At 65.8% G+C, this 18,592-nt stretch carries 26 protein-coding genes; 1 reads left to right on the forward strand and 25 read right to left on the reverse strand.

Annotated features, from left to right (window positions below; all coding sequences use genetic code 11):
* From rpmD to ngcE, 23 genes are all read right to left on the reverse strand, one after another.
* On the reverse strand, positions 1-183 hold the full coding sequence (gene rpmD / locus C8271_RS11320) for a 50S ribosomal protein L30 (RefSeq protein WP_281260379.1): 183 nt from the start codon (positions 181-183) through the stop codon (positions 1-3).
* Complete coding sequence (gene rpsE / locus C8271_RS11325) at positions 180-869, reverse strand: 30S ribosomal protein S5 (protein WP_106507376.1); 690 nt, start codon at positions 867-869, stop codon at positions 180-182. Before rpsE ends, rpmD begins: the two co-directional genes overlap by 4 nt.
* 37 nt (positions 870-906) lie before the next feature.
* Positions 907-1,293 carry a 50S ribosomal protein L18 gene (rplR, locus tag C8271_RS11330; RefSeq protein ID WP_106508045.1) on the reverse strand — a complete coding sequence of 129 codons (387 nt, stop codon included), beginning with the start codon at positions 1,291-1,293 and terminating at the stop codon, positions 907-909.
* A 2-nt stretch (positions 1,294-1,295) separates the two neighbouring features.
* A complete protein-coding gene (rplF, locus tag C8271_RS11335) occupies positions 1,296-1,838 on the reverse strand; it encodes a 50S ribosomal protein L6 (protein WP_106507377.1) in 543 nt (180 codons plus the stop codon).
* 22 nt (positions 1,839-1,860) lie between these two features.
* Positions 1,861-2,259, reverse strand: coding sequence for a 30S ribosomal protein S8 (gene rpsH / locus C8271_RS11340; protein ID WP_106507378.1), 399 nt, complete (start codon positions 2,257-2,259; stop codon positions 1,861-1,863).
* 67 nt (positions 2,260-2,326) lie between these two features.
* Positions 2,327-2,512, reverse strand: coding sequence for a type Z 30S ribosomal protein S14 (locus C8271_RS11345; protein ID WP_010550318.1), 186 nt, complete (start codon positions 2,510-2,512; stop codon positions 2,327-2,329).
* A gap of 1 nt (position 2,513) precedes the next feature.
* On the reverse strand, positions 2,514-3,080 hold the full coding sequence (gene rplE, locus C8271_RS11350) for a 50S ribosomal protein L5 (RefSeq protein ID WP_106507379.1): 567 nt from the start codon (positions 3,078-3,080) through the stop codon (positions 2,514-2,516).
* Positions 3,080-3,466, reverse strand: a complete 387-nt coding sequence (rplX, locus tag C8271_RS11355; protein ID WP_106507380.1) for a 50S ribosomal protein L24 — start codon at positions 3,464-3,466, stop codon at positions 3,080-3,082. Before rplX ends, rplE begins: the two co-directional genes overlap by 1 nt.
* A gap of 1 nt (position 3,467) precedes the next feature.
* Positions 3,468-3,836 (reverse strand): 50S ribosomal protein L14, encoded by a 369-nt coding sequence (rplN, locus tag C8271_RS11360; protein ID WP_010532520.1) that lies wholly within the window; start codon positions 3,834-3,836, stop codon positions 3,468-3,470.
* 546 nt (positions 3,837-4,382) lie between these two features.
* Positions 4,383-4,697, reverse strand: a complete 315-nt coding sequence (gene rpsQ / locus C8271_RS11365) for a 30S ribosomal protein S17 (RefSeq protein ID WP_106507381.1) — start codon at positions 4,695-4,697, stop codon at positions 4,383-4,385.
* A 23-nt stretch (positions 4,698-4,720) separates the two neighbouring features.
* Positions 4,721-4,954: a 50S ribosomal protein L29 gene (gene rpmC / locus C8271_RS11370; RefSeq protein WP_106507382.1), complete on the reverse strand. Its 234-nt coding sequence runs from the start codon at positions 4,952-4,954 to the stop codon at positions 4,721-4,723.
* Entirely contained in the window at positions 4,954-5,373 is a 420-nt protein-coding gene (rplP, locus tag C8271_RS11375) for a 50S ribosomal protein L16 (RefSeq protein ID WP_106507383.1), read from the reverse strand. Before rplP ends, rpmC begins: the two co-directional genes overlap by 1 nt.
* 5 nt (positions 5,374-5,378) lie before the next feature.
* Positions 5,379-6,206: a 30S ribosomal protein S3 gene (gene rpsC / locus C8271_RS11380; RefSeq protein WP_106507384.1), complete on the reverse strand. Its 828-nt coding sequence runs from the start codon at positions 6,204-6,206 to the stop codon at positions 5,379-5,381.
* Positions 6,207-6,219: 13 nt separating this feature from the next.
* Positions 6,220-6,573 carry a 50S ribosomal protein L22 gene (rplV, locus tag C8271_RS11385; RefSeq protein ID WP_106507385.1) on the reverse strand — a complete coding sequence of 118 codons (354 nt, stop codon included), beginning with the start codon at positions 6,571-6,573 and terminating at the stop codon, positions 6,220-6,222.
* Between the two features lie 55 nt (positions 6,574-6,628).
* The gene (gene rpsS, locus C8271_RS11390) at positions 6,629-6,910 is read right to left on the reverse strand and encodes a 30S ribosomal protein S19 (protein ID WP_106507386.1); all 282 of its coding nucleotides are present in this window, start codon (positions 6,908-6,910) and stop codon (positions 6,629-6,631) included.
* 15 nt (positions 6,911-6,925) lie between these two features.
* Complete coding sequence (rplB, locus tag C8271_RS11395; protein ID WP_106507387.1) at positions 6,926-7,762, reverse strand: 50S ribosomal protein L2; 837 nt, start codon at positions 7,760-7,762, stop codon at positions 6,926-6,928.
* Between the two features lie 45 nt (positions 7,763-7,807).
* A complete protein-coding gene (gene rplW, locus C8271_RS11400; RefSeq protein WP_106507388.1) occupies positions 7,808-8,110 on the reverse strand; it encodes a 50S ribosomal protein L23 in 303 nt (100 codons plus the stop codon).
* Complete coding sequence (gene rplD / locus C8271_RS11405; protein ID WP_106507389.1) at positions 8,107-9,081, reverse strand: 50S ribosomal protein L4, sunset domain variant; 975 nt, start codon at positions 9,079-9,081, stop codon at positions 8,107-8,109. Before rplD ends, rplW begins: the two co-directional genes overlap by 4 nt.
* A 5-nt stretch (positions 9,082-9,086) precedes the next feature.
* Positions 9,087-9,767, reverse strand: a complete 681-nt coding sequence (gene rplC, locus C8271_RS11410; protein WP_106507390.1) for a 50S ribosomal protein L3 — start codon at positions 9,765-9,767, stop codon at positions 9,087-9,089.
* Between the two features lie 11 nt (positions 9,768-9,778).
* A complete protein-coding gene (gene rpsJ / locus C8271_RS11415) occupies positions 9,779-10,087 on the reverse strand; it encodes a 30S ribosomal protein S10 (RefSeq protein WP_015776378.1) in 309 nt (102 codons plus the stop codon).
* 421 nt (positions 10,088-10,508) lie between these two features.
* A complete protein-coding gene (locus C8271_RS11420) occupies positions 10,509-11,420 on the reverse strand; it encodes a carbohydrate ABC transporter permease (protein ID WP_106507391.1) in 912 nt (303 codons plus the stop codon).
* Positions 11,417-12,322 (reverse strand): carbohydrate ABC transporter permease, encoded by a 906-nt coding sequence (locus C8271_RS11425; protein WP_106507392.1) that lies wholly within the window; start codon positions 12,320-12,322, stop codon positions 11,417-11,419. The genes C8271_RS11420 and C8271_RS11425 overlap by 4 nt, the downstream gene beginning before the upstream one ends.
* Before the next feature lie 95 nt (positions 12,323-12,417).
* Positions 12,418-13,857 carry an N-acetylglucosamine/diacetylchitobiose ABC transporter substrate-binding protein gene (gene ngcE, locus C8271_RS11430; protein WP_106507393.1) on the reverse strand — a complete coding sequence of 480 codons (1,440 nt, stop codon included), beginning with the start codon at positions 13,855-13,857 and terminating at the stop codon, positions 12,418-12,420.
* Positions 13,858-14,205: 348 nt separating this feature from the next.
* Here ngcE and C8271_RS11435 point away from each other — a divergent pair, with 348 nt between their 5' ends.
* Positions 14,206-14,931, forward strand: coding sequence for a YflT domain-containing protein (locus tag C8271_RS11435; protein WP_212591344.1), 726 nt, complete (start codon positions 14,206-14,208; stop codon positions 14,929-14,931).
* A 168-nt stretch (positions 14,932-15,099) separates the two neighbouring features.
* Here C8271_RS11435 and tuf read toward each other — a convergent pair whose 3' ends face one another.
* Both tuf and fusA read right to left on the reverse strand, forming a co-directional pair.
* The gene (gene tuf, locus C8271_RS11440) at positions 15,100-16,287 is read right to left on the reverse strand and encodes an elongation factor Tu (RefSeq protein WP_106507394.1); all 1,188 of its coding nucleotides are present in this window, start codon (positions 16,285-16,287) and stop codon (positions 15,100-15,102) included.
* Positions 16,288-16,409: 122 nt separating this feature from the next.
* Entirely contained in the window at positions 16,410-18,557 is a 2,148-nt protein-coding gene (gene fusA, locus C8271_RS11445; protein ID WP_106507395.1) for an elongation factor G, read from the reverse strand.
* Positions 18,558-18,592: the final 35 nt, after the last annotated feature.

Raw genomic sequence — 18,592 nt, forward strand, 5'->3', positions numbered from 1 at the left:
TCAGTCCACCTCTTCGACCGTCACCAGGTGGGTGACGGCGCGGATCATGCCGCGGATCTCGGGGCGGTCCTCCTTCACCACGGTGTCACCGATGCGCTTGAGGCCGAGGCCGCGCAGGGTGGCACGCTGGTTCTGGTTACCGCCGATGACGGAGCGGGTCTGGGTCACCTTCAGCTGCATCAGGCACCCACCTTCTCGGCGCGGGCCGCGGCGCGACCCTCAGCCTGTGCACGCAGGAGCGGCGCCGGGGCGACGTCCTCGACCGGCAGGCCGCGGCGGGCGGCCACAGCCTCGGGCTCCTCGAGCTGCTTGAGAGCATCGACGGTGGCGCGCACGATATTGATCGCGTTAGCCGAGCCCATCGACTTCGACAGCACGTCGTGCACGCCGCCGCACTCGAGGACAGCGCGCACCGGACCACCGGCGATCACGCCGGTACCCGGAGCCGCGGGGCGCAGCAGCACGATGCCGGCCGCGTCCTCGCCCTGCACCGGGTGGACGATCGTCTTCTGGACGCGGGGGATGCGGAAGAAGTTCTTCTTCGCCTCCTCAACGCCCTTGGAGATCGCTGCCGGCACCTCCTTGGCCTTGCCGTAGCCGACTCCGACGGTGCCATCGCCGTCACCGACCACGACCAGCGCGGTGAAGGTGAAGCGACGGCCGCCCTTGACGACCTTGCCCACGCGGTTGATGCTCACCACGCGCTCGAGGAAAGCGTTCTTGTCGTCCTGCTGGCCGCGATCGCGGCCACCACGGCGACCGCCGCGCTCCTCGTTGTTGCCGCGGCGACCGCGCTCGCGATCCTCGCCGCTGTTCTCGCCCCGCCGGCCGTTGGCCGCGGGACCGTTGTTCCGCTGCTGTGCAGCCATGTTCAGATCCTCTTCTCGTCCAGTGTCCGGAGGGCGTTCACAGTGCCAGGCCGGCTTCACGGGCACCGTCGGCGACGGCAGCCACGCGACCGTGATACTTGTTGCCGCCGCGGTCGAAGACAACAGCCTCAATACCGGCAGCCTTGGCGCGCTCGGCGATCAGGGCGCCGACCGAACGTGCCTTGTCCGACTTCGTGGCCTCCGCACCGCGCAGGTCCGCCTCCATGGTCGAGGCCGACGCGAGGGTGCGGCCCTCGGAGTCGTCCACGATCTGCACGAAAACGTGACGCTGGGAGCGGGTGACCACCAGGCGCGGCCGCTCGGCCGTGCCGATGATGCGACGGCGCACCCGCAGGTGACGACGACCGCGCGAGCGCAGCTTGGAGCCGCGGGATCCCTTGGTGTGCTTGAGTGCGTAACCCATGGTCACTTACCAGCCTTTCCGGCCTTGCGCAGGACGACCTCGTCCGCATAGCGCACGCCCTTGCCCTTGTACGGCTCCGGCTTGCGGATCTTGCGGATGTTCGCGGCAACCTCGCCCACCTGCTGCTTGCGGATGCCGCTCACCGAGAACTTGGTGGGGGACTCCACGGCAAAGGTGATGCCCTCCGGCGCCTTGACGACGACGGGGTGCGAGAAGCCGAGCGCGAACTCAAGGTCATTGCCCTTGGCCACGACGCGGTAACCGGTGCCGACGATCTCGAGCTTCTTGGTGAAGCCCTCGGTGACGCCAAGCACCATGTTGTGGATGAGGGTGCGGGTGAGGCCGTGCAGCGCCTTCGTCTCGCGCTCCTCGTCGGGACGCGAGACGACGATCGAGCCGTCCTCGCCGCGGTCGACGGTCAGCGGAGCGGGCACGACGTGCTCGAGCTCGCCCTTGGGGCCCTCGACCGTGACGGTCTGGCCCTCGATGGTGACGTTCTTGATGGCAGCCGGGACGGGAACCGGCCGCAGTCCAATGCGGGACATGTGACTGTCTCTCCTCTCCCGCTCACCAGATGTAGGCGAGGACTTCCCCACCCACACCCTTCTTGGCTGCCTGCTTGTCGGTGAGCAGACCGGAGGACGTGGACAGGATCGCCACGCCCAGGCCGCCCAGGACCTTCGGCAGGTTGGTGGACTTCGCGTACACGCGCAGGCCCGGCTTCGAGATCCGGCGCACACCCGAAATGGCGCGCTCCCGGCTGTCGGAGTACTTGAGCTCGAGCACGAGGTTCTTGCCGACCTCGGCCTCCTCCTCGTGCCAGCCCAGGATGTAGCCCTCGGCCTTGAGGATGTCAGCGATGCGGCTCTTCAGCTTCGAATACGGCATGGACACGGTCTCGTGGTACGCCCCGGAGGCGTTCCGGATCCGCGTGAGCATGTCCGCGATCGGATCGGTCATGGTCATGTCTGTGTGCTTCTTCCTCACCTGGTTTCCTCCGCGGACACCCGCGGAAGACCTGTGGCGATAGTCCTTACCAGCTGCTCTTCGTGACGCCGGGGAGCTCACCGCGGTGAGCCATCTCGCGCAGGCACACGCGGCACAGCCCGAACTTGCGGTACACCGAGTGCGGACGCCCGCACCGCTGGCACCGGGTGTAGGCGCGCACCGCGAACTTCGGCTTGCGCTCCGACTTCTTGATCAGGGCGGTCTTGGCCATATCAGTTCTCCTTGAAGGGGAAGCCGAGCAGCTTGAGCAGCGCCCGTCCCTCGTCGTCGGTCTTCGCGGTGGTCACGACCGTGATGTCCATGCCGCGGACGCGGTCGATCTTGTCCTGGTCGATCTCATGGAACATGACCTGCTCCGTGAGTCCGAAGGTGTAGTTGCCGTTGCCGTCGAAGTGCTTCGGCGACAGGCCGCGGAAGTCGCGGATGCGGGGCAGTGCCGTGGACAGCAGACGGTCCAGGAACTCCCACATGCGATCGCCACGCAGCGTCACATGGCAGCCGATCGGCATGCCCTCGCGCAGCTTGAACTGCGCGATGGACTTGCGGGCCTTGGTGACCTGCGGCTTCTGACCGGTGATGGCGGTGAGGTCGCGGATGGCGCCGTCGATGACCTTGGAATCGCGGGCGGCGTCACCGACGCCCATGTTCACCACGATCTTGGTCAGGCCCGGGATGAGCATGACGTTCTCGTAGCCGAACTGGTCGGTCAGCTGGCCCTTGATCTCCTCGCGGTACTTCGCCTTGAGGCGGGGCAGGGTCTTCGTGGTCGTCTCGCTCATCAGATGTCCTTCCCGGAGCGCTTGGCATAGCGCACGCGGATCTGCTTGCTGCGGCCGTTCTCGAGCTCGACGGTCTCCACGCGGAAGCCCACCTTGGTGGGCTTGTTGTCCTCGGGATCCACGAGTGCCACGTTCGAGACGTGGATCGGGGCCTCGCGCTGCTCGATCCCGCCGCCACCGCCCTGCGGAGTCGGGCGCAGGTGGTGAGTACGGCGGTTCACGCCCTCCACCAGCACACGCTGCGAGTCGGGGAACACCTCGAGCACGCGGCCCTGCTTGCCCTTGTCGCCGGGCTCGAGGCCACGCTTGGCGGCCTTGTCGGCGTCGCTCGTGCGGCCGGTGATGACCTGCACGAGGTCACCCTTCTTGATCTTCATCTTTGCCATGTCACAGCACCTCCGGTGCCAGCGAGATGATCTTCATGAAGCGCTTGTCGCGCAGCTCGCGGCCCACGGGGCCGAAGATGCGGGTTCCGCGCGGCTCACCGTCGTTCTTGAGGATCACCGCTGCGTTCTCATCGAAGCGGATGTAGGAGCCGTCGGCACGCCGACGCTCCTTGGTCGCGCGCACGACGACCGCCTTGACGACGTCACCCTTCTTGACGTTGCCGCCGGGGATCGCGTCCTTCACAGTGGCGACGATGGTGTCACCGATGCTGGCGTAACGGCGACCGGAGCCGCCGAGAACACGGATGCACAGAATCTCCTTGGCACCCGTGTTGTCAGCGACCTTGAGTCGCGACTCCTGCTGAATCACTACGTTCTCCTTGCGTCTCGCCGGTTCTCGCCCTCCACGGTGGGCTGGCCGAGCCTGGCGGAACGGACTGTCGGACTTGTCGCCCGACCTGTGCGAGTGCACAGACCGGCCGTCAGTTCCCGGGCATAAAAGAACCCCGAGCCGGACTCACACAACGACCATGGCCGCTGCGAGGTCTCCGACTGGGCTGGACGGCGCAGAGCGTCGCCCGGGTCCGGGACCGCTCCTGATGGATCCGATCCGCTGTGACGCGACGTCGGCTCGTCCCAGGAGCAACCCGTCCATACTACGCCACGCACACATCGCCGCGTAACCCCTATGGCGCGGGCGTCAGGTGTGCGCTTGGTCTCTCGCGTCTGTACGTGCCCGCATCCGAGTACGCACGTCGGCTCAGACCTACGGTGCGCCATGGCGCTCGCGCACGCGTTGAATCCCGCTACGGACCGACCGTGCAAGATCGGGCACTCCGCATGGCAGCAGAACGGGCCAACACCGAGGGTGTTGGCCCGTTCTCATGCCGCGTCCGCCCGTCGGGCGGTCAGCGGATCACTTCGCGCGCTCGAGGATCTCGACCAGGCGCCAGCGCTTGGTGGCGCTCAGCGGACGAGTCTCCATGATGAGGACGCGGTCGCCGATGCCGGCGGTGTTGTCCTCGTCGTGAGCCTTGAACTTATGGGTCTTCGTCATGACCTTGCCGTACAGAGCGTGCTTCACGCGCTCCTCGACCTCGACCACGATCGTCTTGTCCATCTTGTCCGAGGTCACGTAGCCGCGCATGGTCTTGCGGTACGGCCGGTCAGAGGACGACGCCTGGGCGCCCTCCTTGTCCAGCTCCTCGATGTCGGTGGCGTCGTTGTTCATCGTTTCGGTTCCTCGCTTCGCGGTCACTCGGCGCTACCGGGCGCCTGGCGGATCCCGAGCTCACGCTCGCGCACGATCGTGTAGATCCGTGCGATGTCCTTCTTGACGGACCGCAGCCGGCCGGAGCTCTCCAGCTGACCGGTGGCTGACTGGAAACGGAGCTTGAACAGCTCGTCCTTGGCCTTGGCCAGCTCATCGGCAAGCTTGGAGTCATCCAGCTTGTCGAGCTCCTCGGCGGTGAGCTTCGTCGCTGCCATCAGATGTCACCACCCTCTCGGCTCAGAATGCGGCACTTCATGGGGAGCTTGTGCATCGCCAGGCGCAGCGCCTCGCGAGCAACCTGCTCATCAACGCCGGCGATCTCGAACATGACGCGACCCGGCTTGACGTTGGCGACCCACCACTCCACGGAGCCCTTACCGGAGCCCATGCGGACCTCGGCAGGCTTCTTGGTGAGCGGACGGTCGGGGTAGATGTTGATGTACACCTTGCCGCCACGCTTCATGTAGCGCGTCATGGCGATACGGGCAGCCTCAATCTGACGGTTCGTGACGTACGCAGGCGAGAGCGCCTGCAGGCCGAACTCGCCGAAGGCCAGCTCGGTGCCGCCCTTGGCCATGCCACTGCGGCCGGGATGGTGCTGCTTGCGGTGCTTGGTCCTGCGGGGAATCAGCATGACCCTCAGGCCTCCGTTCCGGACTCAGCGGGCGCAGCGGCCTGCTCCGCGGCGGGCGCCGAAGCGTTCTGCTTCTGCTCCTGCTCGCGACGTGCGGCAGCGTTGCGCTCGTTGCGACGACCGCGGGGACGCTCAGCGCGGGGTCCGCGGCCTGAGCGGGGAGCCTGCGCGGCCTGCTGCTGCGCGAGCTCCTTCGCGGTCATATCGCCCTTGTAGATCCACACCTTCACGCCGATGCGGCCGAAGGCGGTACGTGCCTCGTAGAAGCCGTAGTCGATGTTCGCGCGCAGGGTGTGCAGCGGCACGCGCCCCTCGCGGTAGAACTCGCTGCGGCTCATCTCAGCACCGCCCAGGCGGCCCGAGACGGCCACGCGGATACCCTTCGCGCCAGCACGCTGCGCGGACTGGATGCCCTTGCGCATAGCGCGACGGAAGGACACGCGGGCGGCGAGCTGCTCGGCGATGCCCTGAGCGACCAGCTGAGCGTCAGCCTCGGGGTTCTTCACCTCGAGGATGTTCAGCTGGATCTGCTTACCGGTGAGCTTCTCCAGCTCGCCACGCAGACGCTCGGCCTCAGCACCACGACGCCCGATGACAATGCCGGGGCGGGCGGTGTGGAGGTCGACGCGGACACGGTCACGGGTGCGCTCGATCTCGACCTTGGAGATGCCGGCACGCTCGAGCCCCTCGGACATGAGCTTGCGGATCGCGACGTCTTCCTTCACGTAGTCGCGGTACCGCTGCCCCTCCTTGGAGGAATCGGCGAACCACCGGCTGGTGTGCTCCGTGGTGATCCCGAGGCGGAACCCGTTCGGATTGACCTTCTGGCCCATTCTTCGGTTCCCCTTACTTCTCTGCGGGAGCGACCACCACGGTTACGTGGCTGGTGCGCTTCTTGATCTGGAAGGCACGACCCTGAGCACGCGGCTGGAACCGCTTCATGGTCGGACCTTCGTCGACGTACGCGGCGGAGACGACGAGCTCACGCTCATCGAACCGCTCCCCCGCCTGGTCTGCCTTCACCCGCGCGTTGGCGATCGCGGACTTCACGAGCTTGGCGACGGGCTCGCTGGCGGCCTGCGGGGCGAACCGCAGGGTGTCCAGTGCCTCGACGGTGCTCTTGCCACGAATCAGGTCCACAACGCGGCGAGCCTTCATGGGCGACATGCGGAGATACCGCACCTGCGCCTTGGCTTCCATTGCTGTCCTGCTTTCTTCTTCGAGTTCTCGACGAGCTGCCGAACTGACCGACGGGTCAGCGACGGCGGCCCTTCCTGTCGTCCTTCTCGTGGCCCTTGAAAGTCCGCGTGGGAGCGAACTCTCCGAGCTTGTGGCCGACCATCGACTCGGTGACGAACACCGTGACGTGCTTGCGGCCGTCGTGCACTGCGAAGGTGTGGCCGAGGAAGTCCGGGGTGATGACCGAACGACGCGACCAGGTCTTGATGACGTTCTTGGTGCCCTTCTCGTTCTGGGCGTCCACCTTCTTCTGCAGGTGGTCGTCGACGAACGGGCCCTTGGCGATACTGCGAGGCATCTGCTTTTCTCCCTATCAGCGCTTCTTGCCCGTACGACGACGGCGAACGATGAGCTTGTCGCTCTCCTTGCCCGGACGGCGGGTGCGGCCCTCGGGCTGGCCCCAGGGCGACACCGGGTGACGACCGCCGGAGGTGCGGCCTTCGCCACCACCGTGCGGGTGGTCCACCGGGTTCATGACGACACCGCGGACGTGGGGGCGCTTGCCCTTCCACCGCATGCGGCCGGCCTTGCCCCAGTTGATGTTGGACTGCTCGGCGTTGCCGACCTCGCCAATGGTGGCGCGGCAGCGTGCATCGACATTGCGAATCTCCCCGGAGGGCATGCGCAGCTGCGCATACTTCCCCTCCTTGGCGACCAGCTGCACGGAGGCGCCGGCGGAGCGGGCGATCTTGGCCCCGCCGCCGGGGCGCAGCTCAATGGCGTGCACCACGGTGCCCAGCGGGATGTTCTTCAGGGGCAGGTTGTTGCCCGGCTTGATGTCCGCGCTCGGGCCGTTCTCGACGACGTCGCCCTGACGCAGCTTCGACGGGGCGAGGATGTAGCGCTTCTCGCCGTCGGTGTAGTGCAGCAGTGCGATGCGTGCGGTGCGGTTCGGGTCGTACTCGATGTGTGCGACCTTCGCGTTCACGCCGTCCTTGTCCGCGCGGCGGAAGTCGATCACGCGGTAGGCGCGCTTGTGGCCGCCACCGCGGTGGCGGGAGGTCACACGACCGCTGGCGTTGCGACCGCCGGACTTGCTCAGCGGGCGGACCAGCGACTTCTCCGGCTCGGAGCGGGTGATCTCGACGAAGTCGGCGACGCTCGAGCCACGACGGCCCGGCGTAGACGCCTTGTGCTTACGAATTCCCATGGTGGGTTTCCCTCAGACTCTCTTCGATCCTCGTGCGTCGGCGCCTCAGGCGACCGACCCTCCGAAGATGTCGATGGTTCCGTCAACCAGGGTGACAATGGCGCGCTTGGTGTCGTTGCGCTTGCCCATGCCGAAGCGCGTGCGACGCGCCTTGCCCTGGCGGTTGATGGTGTTCACCGAGGCGACCTTCACGTCGAAGATCTTCTCGACAGCGATCTTGATCTCGGTCTTGTTCGCGCGAGCGTCCACCAGGAAGGTGTACTTGCCCTCGTCCATCAGGCCGTAGCTCTTCTCGGACACGACGGGCGCGAGCAGGACGTCGCGGGGGTCCTTGTGCAGGGTGGTCACTTCGACTCCTCCTCAGTGGACGCCCGCTGGGCGTTCACGAAGCCGGCGGCCTCAGCGGCCTCCGTCGTCGCGAACCAGACCTCGGCCTTGGTGCGGCCGTACCACGGGGAATCCTCGGTGTGGAACTTCATCGAGTCCTTGTTGCCCTTGATGGTGAAGCCCTCGGGGGCGGAGCCGTCGGCCAGAGCCGCAGCGGATCCCTCGCCATAGGGGGCGTCGACATCGGCCGCGGCAGCCGTGGCCGTCGCGGGGGCGTCCTTCTTCTCATCGGCCTTCTCATCGACCTTCGTGGTGCCAGCCTGCTTGGCGGCAGCGAAGGAGGAGACCGGCACGGACAGCGTGGCCAGAGCCACGAAGTCCTCGAGCGCGCCAGCGGTGAACACGACGTCGTCACTGATCATGACGTCGAGCGTGTTGAGCTGGTCGGCGTACAGCACGTGCGCGGAGGCCAGGTTGCGGGTGCTCAGCGCGCCCAGGTTGTCATCGCGGGTCACGACCACCAGCAGGTGGCGGCGATCCGAGAGACGAGCCAGGGTCTCGCGAGCTGCGCGGGTCGAGGGGACATCACCCTCCAGCAGGGAGGAGACCACGTGCACGCGGCCGTGACGCGCCCGGTCCGAGAGAGCACCGCGCAGAGCCGCGGCCTTCATCTTCTTCGGGGTGCGCTGCGCGTAGTCGCGCGGCACGGGGCCGTGCACTGTGCCACCGCCGGTGAACTGCGGGGCGCGGATCGAGCCCTGACGAGCGCGGCCGGTGCCCTTCTGCTTGTACGGCTTGCGCCCACCGCCGGAGACCTCACCACGGGTCTTCGCCTTGTGGGTGCCCTGACGGGCGGCAGCCTGCTGGGCCACGACGACCTGGTGGATCAGGGGGACGTTGGTCTGCACGTCGAAGATCGACGCGGGGAGCTCAACGGAGCCGGTCTTCTTGCCGGCCGGGTCGAGCACATCGACAGTCAGATTCGCTGCCATCGCTCTCAGGCCTCCTTCGCGGGGCTCTTGACAGCCGAGCGGACCAGCACGAGACCGCCCTTGGGGCCGGGGACGGCTCCCTTGACGAGCACGAGGCCCTTCTCGACGTCGACCGCGTGCACGGTCAGGTTCTGAACACTGGTGCGGGCGTTACCCATGCGGCCCGCCATACGCAGGCCCTTGAAGACGCGGCCCGGGGTGGACGCGCCGCCGATGGAGCCCGGCTTGCGGTGGTTGCGGTGCTGACCGTGGGAGGCGCCCACGCCGGCGAAGCCGTGGCGCTTCATGACACCAGCGGTGCCCTTGCCCTTGGAGGTGCCCACAACGTCGACCTTCTGGCCGGCCTCGAAGACCGAGGCGTCGATCTCCTGGCCGACGGTGTAGTCGGCGGCATCGATGGTGCGCAGCTCAGCGAGGTGCCGGCGTGGGGTGACGCCAGCCTTCTCGAAGTGGCCGCGCAGCGGCTTGGACACCTTGCGGGGGTCGATCTGGCCGTAGGCGATCTGCACAGCGTCGTATCCGTCGGTCTCCACGGACCGCACCTGGGTGACGACGTTCGGGCCCGCCTGCACGACGGTCACCGGGATGAGCTTGCCCTGCTCGTCCCACACCTGGGTCATACCGAGCTTCGTGCCGAGCACGCCGGCCACGGCGCGCGCACGCTGCCCTGTCAGTTCGTTGCTCATGTCGACTTACCTCAGAGCTTGATCTCGATGTTGACGTCCGCCGGCAGGTCGAGGCGCATGAGCGAGTCCACGGCCTTGGGCGTGGGATCGACGATGTCGATCAGTCGCTTGTGCGTGCGCATCTCGAAGTGCTCACGGGAGTCCTTGTACTTGTGGGGGGAACGGATCACGCAGAACACGTTCTTCTCCGTCGGCAGCGGCACCGGGCCCACGACCGTCGCGCCCGCACTGGTGACCGTGTCGACGATCTTGCGCGCCGAGCTGTCGATCACCTCGTGGTCGTACGACTTGAGCCGGATGCGGATCTTCTGTCCCGCCATGGCGTCCTGTCTCTCTCTCGTCTGGCATGAATGCGGCCTCACACCGACACCCGAGGACGGGCGTGTCGGCCTCCGCGGGGCGCACAGGCCTCCCGTCGGCCGCCGATGTTCGGCTGCGTCTGCTGACATCCCTGCTGCGATGCGCCATCGGTGCGGGGCACCGTTCGCATCCTCGGGTTGGGCCTCATCCGGTGATCATTCGCCGCCGATGTGTCGACAGAGAACGGAACCGGGCATGTCGGCCCACGCAGACAACTCGAACAGTCTGCCACCGCTGGGCCACTGCCGACAAGACATGGCGGCGGTCTAGCCCGTCACATGCGGCACAGCTCACGTGGAAGCTCGGGCAGCGCCTGCGGGACAGCGAGGCAACGCCCGATCATGCTGCAGCTCGGCCGGGCCCTGCACGGGCCCCGGTGAGTCATTTGTTCGTGCTGGGATCAACGCCGCCCTGCAGCTGACGCTGGAAGATCACGTACACCACGAGCACGGGCACCACCGTGATGACCACCGACGCGAACATTCCTCCCCAGTCGGTGCGATACCCCTGCTGGGCCTGCAGGTTCACCAAGCCCTGCGCGAGAACGTAGTTCTCTTTCTCGGTGTTGAGCACCAGGGGCAGCAGATACTGGTTCCACAGCCCGAGAAAGTTGAAGATCGCCACCGAGATCAGCCCCGGCTTCGCCATCGGCAACATGATCTGGAAGAAGGTGCGGAAATCGCCGGCGCCATCGATAGCCGCCGCCTCACTGATCTCCTCGGGCAGACCCACGAAGAAGGAATGCATGAAGAAGACCGTGAACGGCAGCGCGAAAGCGACGTAGGAGAGGATCACACCAACCAGCCCCAGCCTTCCGTCCAGGAGTCCCATGTTCTTCAGGATGAAGAACAGCGGCAGCACCGCAAGGAAGATGGGGAAGGTGAGTCCGGCGACCATACCGAAGTAGATCAGCCGATTGCCGCGGAAGCGGAAGCGCGCCAACACGTAGGCACACATCGATCCCAGCAGCATCACGAGGAAAAGAGCCGCTCCCACCACGATGATCGTGTTGAGGAAGTACTCTCCGATGCGTGCCTCATCCCAGGCTCGCGGATAGTTGCCGAACTGCGGCACTGCGGGCAGGCCGAACGGATCGGTGAGGATCTCTTTCGACGTCTTGAACGATGTGTAGATCGTCCACAGAAGTGGGGCGATCACCATGATTGCCCACAGCGCGAGCACAAGGTGGGACACGATCCCCACGCCAGCATCACCGGTGGCGCGGCCTTCACGGCCTCGAGCCGCGGTCTCGCCCTCGATGCTCTCGCCCGCTACCTGCTGCCTCGTGTTCATCGCTTGCTCTCCTTCGACCGTCCCAGCGTGATCACGACCAGGGCCACAAGCATGGTCACCACGGCCATGACCACGCCCATCGCAGAGGCAAGACCGAACTTCCCCTCACTGAACGCGGTCTGGTACAGGTGCAGTGAGACCACCTTCGTGGAATTGGATGTTCCCCCGTTCGGGGTCATCACGGAGACGAACGTGAAAGCGTCCAGCGCGAAAATGCCCATGTACACCAGCGCTGTGGAGACGTTGTCGCGGACCATCGGCAGGACGATCTGCACTGCAGTCCGCACTCGACCAGCGCCGTCGATCCGAGCCGCTTCGAGCACCTCCTGGCCGATGCCCTTGATCGCGGCAACGAAGAGCACCATGTAGAAGCCCACGAACGTCCAGACGATCGCGAACGACACCGCGCCCAGCGCGAACCGCTGGTCACCGAGCCATGCGATACGGATCGGCTCCAACCCGAACACGCGCGCCGGAATGTTCAGCACCCCGTTGAGCAGGCCGCCGCTGGGGTGGTAGATGAAGTTGAACAGGATGGCGGTGATCACCGCCGGCACGGCGTAGGGGAAGAAACTCACGACCCGGTAGAACCCGGCGCCGCGCACACCGCGCACTCCACCTCGACTCTGACCGCCGAAGGTCAGCATGACCGCCAAGGCGTAGGCCAGCGAGATCGTCACCACCGGCAGCACGAGCAGCAGCACAAGGTTGTTGCGTAGCGAGGCCCAGAAGACCCCGTCCCGGTAGAGGGTGAGGTAGTTGTTCAGCCCGATGAACTCGATGTTCTGGGACAGCCCGCTCCAGCTCGTCAGCGAGTAGTAGAACGACTGGACGAACGGTGACACCACGAACATGAGGTACACCGTGACCGGGATACCGAGGAAGACGAGGAAGAAGAGCATCCGAGCAGGAGTCGGACGCCGCCGGCGGCGCCGGGCCGGGGAAGCCGTCACTCCCCCGGCCTGGGGCTGCGCGGGTCTTGCTGTGACCGGGAACGTCACTCGGCGACCTCGAACTTCGTGATCGAGTCGTCCTCGCGGACCGCGTCGATCATCGCCTGCTCCTTCTCACGCAGCTCGGCCGCGTCGATGTCACCCTTGAGGAACGAGGTCCAGTTGGTGACCGAGTCAGTGCCCAGGCCGTACCAGTCGGAGAAGTTGTAGGTGAAGGTGTTGTCGCCCGCCGCCTGGATGAGCTTGTTCACCGAGGCGAGAGCGGTCGAGCCGAAGCCGTCCTCGGGGACAGTGTCCTTGACGACGGACGGGGCCTTGGTGAGCTCGGAGAAGTTCGCTGCCTGCTCCTTGGAGAGCATGATGCGCAAGAACTCGGCGCCGCCGGCCGGATTCTGACCGCCGGAGGGCACGAAGAACTGCTCGGCCGCGGTGCCGTGGATGGCGCCGTAGGGCAGGGCTCCCTCGCCGACAGCCGGGTACGGGGCCGCTGTCATGTCATAGCCCTCTGGGGTGACGTCGGCCTGCTCGTTCTCGATCCAGGAGCCCGAGGGATAGAAGACGGACTCGCCCTGCACCCAGGCGGTCTGGGCGTCGGTGTGCTTGATGCCCTCACCACCGGGCTGGAAATAGCCGGCCTTGACGGCCTCACCCATCGCGTCGTAGGCCTTGACGACAGCATCCTGCGAGAAGGCGTCTGCCTCGAGACGGTCAATTGTGGTCATGACCTCTTTGCCACCGAGCTGGGCAGCCATGGACAGGGCCATCTCCTGGTAGTAGTTGGAGGCGTTCTGACCGCCGAAGGAGAAGAGATAGCGGCCCTCCCCCTTGACCTTTTCCCCGAGTGCCATCAGGTCATCCCAGGTCTGCGGAACCTCCCAACCCTTCTCTTCGAACTCCTTGGCGGAGTACCACAGGGCGAACACGGTGTAGACGTAGTTCAGCCCCAGGAACTTATCGCCGAACATGCCCGGGGATTTCACGCCGGGCAGCAGGTTGTCCTCGATGGTGCCCTCGCCGTCCAGCATGGGGGCTGCCAGCAGGTCCTCGAGGCCCGCGAGCTGCGGAACCAGCCCGTCGATCGACAGTTTCTGCGCCCCGGAGTTGTCGAACAGATCAGGCGGGTTGCCGCCAGCGAAACGAGGCTGCAGGTCCGGCTGGATGTTCACGGTCGAATCGACCGTGACGTCGGCCTCCGAGTACATCTCCTTGTACTTTTCACCGGCATCCTTACCGTACTGGTCGCCATACCCGCCGTTGAAGATCACGACCTCCACCGGAAGACTGCCGTCAACGGCCAGCGGGTTGTCGTCGCTCTTCTCCCCTTCGCCGGTGACGGAGCCGCCGCTCTCCTTCGAATCGCCGCCTCCGGCAGCACACGCCGCCAGGGCCGACGCCCCAACACTGGCGCCCGCCAGTGCAAGGAAATGACGACGCGACGCCCCGAGGCGCTCAAGGGGGGTCATCATGCGGGTGGTGTCTGCCATGGTTCCTCTTTCGTCGTTGAAAGGCCGGAAGACGCGGGTCCTCCGCCGGCTACCCGGAGTGAGACGACCGGGCGCTGTGCCTCATAGGTACCCACCATGCGCCACGGACGGAATGTCCGGCACAGCCAGGCCGCTGCAAGGCAAGAGCAGGATACCGATGATTTGCCGACCATTGTCTACATCGACACGGCAGCATCTCGCTACGTGAACAGCTCCTGCTCTTCCCTCCCCTTCCTAGCGTCAGCGCACACGACGCATGACGCGTTGCGCGCTGAATACCCGCACAGACACGTATTCACTGTCAAGCTCCTCCAGGCAGCTCCCGGTCGCGGCGGATAGCGTGACCTCATGGCACAACAGACCCGCGGCTACTCTCCCCTGACCGCCAAGCTCTACGAGCTCGATCATCCGCGCTCGCTCGGCGTGTATTCCACCTACGCCGAAGTGCAAGCTGTGGTGGACACGCTCGCTGATCATGAGTTCCCCGTGCAGCGCACGATGATCGTGGGAACCGACCTCAAGCTGCTCGAACGCGTCACGGGCCGCCGCAGCTGGGGCAACGTGATCGGCAGCGGAATCCTCTCGGGCATCTGGATGGGCCTGTTCCTGGGGCTGCTGTTCGTGCTCCTCACTGACGCCCCGTTCATCATGGTGCTCACCTCCATCCTGATGGGCGTCGTGTTTTTCACGACCTGGTCAGTGATCGGATATGCCGCCACCGGTGGCCGACGCGATTTCACCTCGATGACTGCCACAGTGCCGATGCAGTACGAGCTCATGGTTGAGCACACCGACGTCGAGGCTGCACGCCGGATCCTCATCGACACCGGCGCGATCACTCCCCCACCTGCACCTGCACGCTCCGAGCAGCCCCGCTCTGATCGTCCGAGCTACGGTCTGCCCGGGCCACGTCCCGAGACCGAGCAGACTGCGCAGGGCCGCTCTCGTCCCTCGTACGGACAGGCGGCGCCCGCGGAGCACGACGACGCGGGCTCCCCAGGCACGGACCGGTCTGACGTGCCTGGGGGTTCACGCGCATCCGCCGACGGCATCGAGGATCCTCGCGACCGCTGATACAGCGTGCTACAGCTCCTCGCGTTCCGGCGCCGACGACGCCACCGCGTCGGCCCGGACTCCGAGTACGACACAGCCCCCGGACCCTGAGGTCCGGGGGCTGCTGTGTGGTCGTGCAGACCGCGTCATGGACGCGGCTGCATCACCTGCGGGCGAAGCCCGCTGCGATCACTTGGTGATCTTGGTGACGCGGCCGGAGCCAACGGTGCGGCCACCCTCACGGATGGCGAAGCCGAGGCCCTCCTCCATGGCGATCGGCTGGATGAGCTCGACCGACATCTCGGTGTTGTCGCCGGGCATGACCATCTCGGTGCCCTCGGGCAGGGTGATCACGCCGGTCACGTCCGTGGTACGGAAGTAGAACTGCGGACGGTAGTTCGAGTAGAAGGGGTTGTGGCGGCCACCCTCGTCCTTGGACAGGATGTAGACCTGAGCCTCGAAGTTGGTGTGCGGGGTGATGGTGCCGGGCTTGGCCACGACCTGGCCGCGCTCGACGTCCTCACGCTTGGTGCCACGCAGCAGCAGGCCGCAGTTCTCGCCGGCCCATGCCTCGTCCATCTGCTTGTGGAACATCTCGATACCGGTGACGGTGGTCTTCTGCGCCGGGCGGATACCGAGGATCTCGACCTCGGAGTTCACCTCGAGCTTGCCGCGATCGACCTTGCCGGTCACCACGGTGCCACGGCCCTGAATGGTGAAGACGTCCTCGATCGGCATGAGGAACGGCTGGTCGAGATCGCGGACCGGGTCCGGGATGCTCTCGTCCACGGCCTCCATGAGCTCCTCGACGGACTTGACCCACTCCGGGTCGCCCTCAAGAGCCTTCAGCGCGGAAACCTTGATGACCGGCGCGTCCTCATCGAAGCCCTGGGAGCCCAGCATCTCGCGGACCTCCATCTCGACGAGCTCGAGGATCTCCTCGTCGTCGACCATGTCGGCCTTGTTCAGCGCGCACAGCAGGTAGGGGACGCCAACCTGCTTGGCGAGCAGAACGTGCTCGCGGGTCTGGGCCATCGGGCCGTCGGTGGCGGCCACCACGAGGATGGCGCCGTCCATCTGCGCCGCACCCGTGATCATGTTCTTCACGTAGTCGGCGTGGCCGGGGGCGTCGACGTGCGCGTAGTGACGCTTGTCGGTCTGGTACTCGATGTGCGAGACGTTGATCGTGATACCGCGCTGCTTCTCCTCCGGCGCGTTATCGATGGTGTCGAAGTCACGCTTCTCGTTCAGATCCGGGAACTTGTCGTACAGGACCTTCGAGATCGCGGCGCTCAGCGTGGTCTTGCCGTGGTCAACGTGACCGATGGTGCCGATGTTGACGTGCGGCTTGGTCCGCTCGAACTTGGCCTTCGCCATGGTGGTGTCCTCCTAGGACTGTCTATCTCGGGTACTTCTGGATCGGGAGGGAGCCCGCCGGTTGCGGACGCCCGCTGGAGGGCGGGGCGACGAGGCAGAGACTACCCCGACGCCCCGACGTCTCACTCGCCCCGGGTCTTCGCGATGATCTCGTCGGCGATGTTCGACGGGACCTCCGCGTAGCTGTCGAACTGCATGGTGTACATCGCACGGCCCTGGGTCTTGGACCGCAGGTCGCCGACGTACCCGAACATCTCCGACAGCGGGACGAGAGCACGGACGATCTTGACCCCGCTCGCGTCCTCCATCGACTGAACCTGACCGCGACGCGAGTTCAGGTCGCCGATGACATCTCCCATGTACTCCTCCGGCGTGCGCACCTCGACGCTCATGACCGGCTCGAGCAGGCACGGCTGCGCCTTCTTCAGAGCTTCCTTGGTGGCCATGGAACCGGCGATCTTGAACGCCATTTCGGAGGAGTCGACGTCGTGGTAGGCGCCGTCGATGAGCGACGCCTTCACGTTCACAACCGGGTATCCGGCGAGGATGCCGGAGGCCAGTGCGTCCTGGATGCCGGCGTCCACGCTCGGGATGTACTCGCGCGGGATGCGGCCGCCGGTGACCAGGTTCTCGAACTCGTAGAACACGCCTTCCTCCGCGTCCACGAGGGGCGCGAAGGTGATCTGCACCTTACCGAACTGGCCGGAGCCACCGGTCTGCTTCTTGTGCGTGTAGTCGAACTTCTCGACGGTGCGCTTGATGGTCTCGCGGTAGGCGACCTGCGGCTTGCCGATATTCGCCTCGACCTTGAACTCGCGCTTCATGCGGTCCACAAGGATGTCGAGGTGGAGCTCGCCCATGCCCTTGATAACGGTCTGGCCGGTCTCCTCATCGAGCTGCACCTGGAAGGTCGGATCCTCCTTGGCGAGCTTCTGGATGGCGACGCCCAGCTTCTCCTGATCACCCTTGGTCTTGGGCTCGATGGCCACCGAGATCACGGGCTCAGGGAAGCTCATGGACTCCAGCTGGATCGGGTTCTGCGGATCGCAGAGCGTGTCACCGGTGGTGGAGTCCTTCAGACCGATGAAGGCGTAGATGTGGCCGGCGAACGCCTCATCGACGGGGTTCTCCTTGTTGGAGTGCATCTGGAAGAGCTTGCCCACGCGCTCCTTCTTGCCGGTGGTGGCGTTGAGCACCTGGGCGCCCGTCTCCACGTGACCGGAGTACACACGCACGTAGGTGAGAGCACCGAAGAACGGGTGCGCGGCCACCTTGAAGGCGAGCGCGGAGAACGGCTCGTCGGTGGAGGGGGCGCGGGTCAGCTCGGTCTCCTCATCGCCCGGCTTGTGGCCCACCATCGGGGGCACATCCAGCGGCGAGGGCAGGAAGTCGATGACGGCGTTCAGCATCGGCTGCACGCCCTTGTTCTTGAAGGCGGAGCCGCAGAACACGGGGTACGCCTCGGAGTTCACGGTCAGCTTGCGGATGCCGGCCTTGAGGTCCTCGACGGAGAGGTCGCCCTCCTCGAGGTACTTCTCCATGAGCTCCTCGGAGCTCTCAGCAACGTCCTCGACGAGCTTGCTGCGGTACTCCTCAACGGTGTCGGCAAGATCCTCGGGGATCGGGATCTCAAGCTGCACCTGGCCCATCGACGGGTCGCCCTTCTTGGCGTTGAAGGCAGGCTCGTCCTCCGGGAAGACATCCGGCCACTCGTAGGCCTTCATCTCCACCAGGTCGATCACGCCGCGGAAGTCGTTCTCCGCACCGATCGGGACCTGCATCACCAGCGGCTTGGCGCCCAGGCGATCGACGATGGTCTTCACGGTGAAGAAGAAGTCGGCGCCCAGCTTGTCCATCTTGTTGACGAAGCAGATGCGGGGCACTTCGTACTTGTCGGCCTGGCGCCACACAGTCTCGGACTGGGGCTCGACGCCCTCCTTACCGTCGAACACGGCGACCGCGCCGTCGAGCACGCGCAGCGAGCGCTCCACCTCGACGGTGAAGTCGACGTGGCCGGGGGTGTCGATGATGTTGATCTGGTTGTCGTGCCAGTAGCAGGTGGTCGCGGCCGACGTGATCGTGATGCCGCGCTCCTTCTCCTGCTCCATCCAGTCCATGGTGCCGGCACCGTCATGGGTCTCGCCCATCTTGTAGTTGACACCGGTGTAGAAGAGGATGCGCTCGGTCGTGGTGGTCTTGCCGGCATCGATGTGAGCCATGATGCCGATGTTGCGGACCTTGTTGAGGTCGCTGAGCACTGCGAGTGCCACGGGCTTGTGCCTTTCTGGAGGACTGCTGCTGGTCG

The sequence above is a fragment of the Brachybacterium timonense genome (genome assembly GCF_900258505.1).
Taxonomy (GTDB): domain Bacteria; phylum Actinomycetota; class Actinomycetes; order Actinomycetales; family Dermabacteraceae; genus Brachybacterium; species Brachybacterium timonense.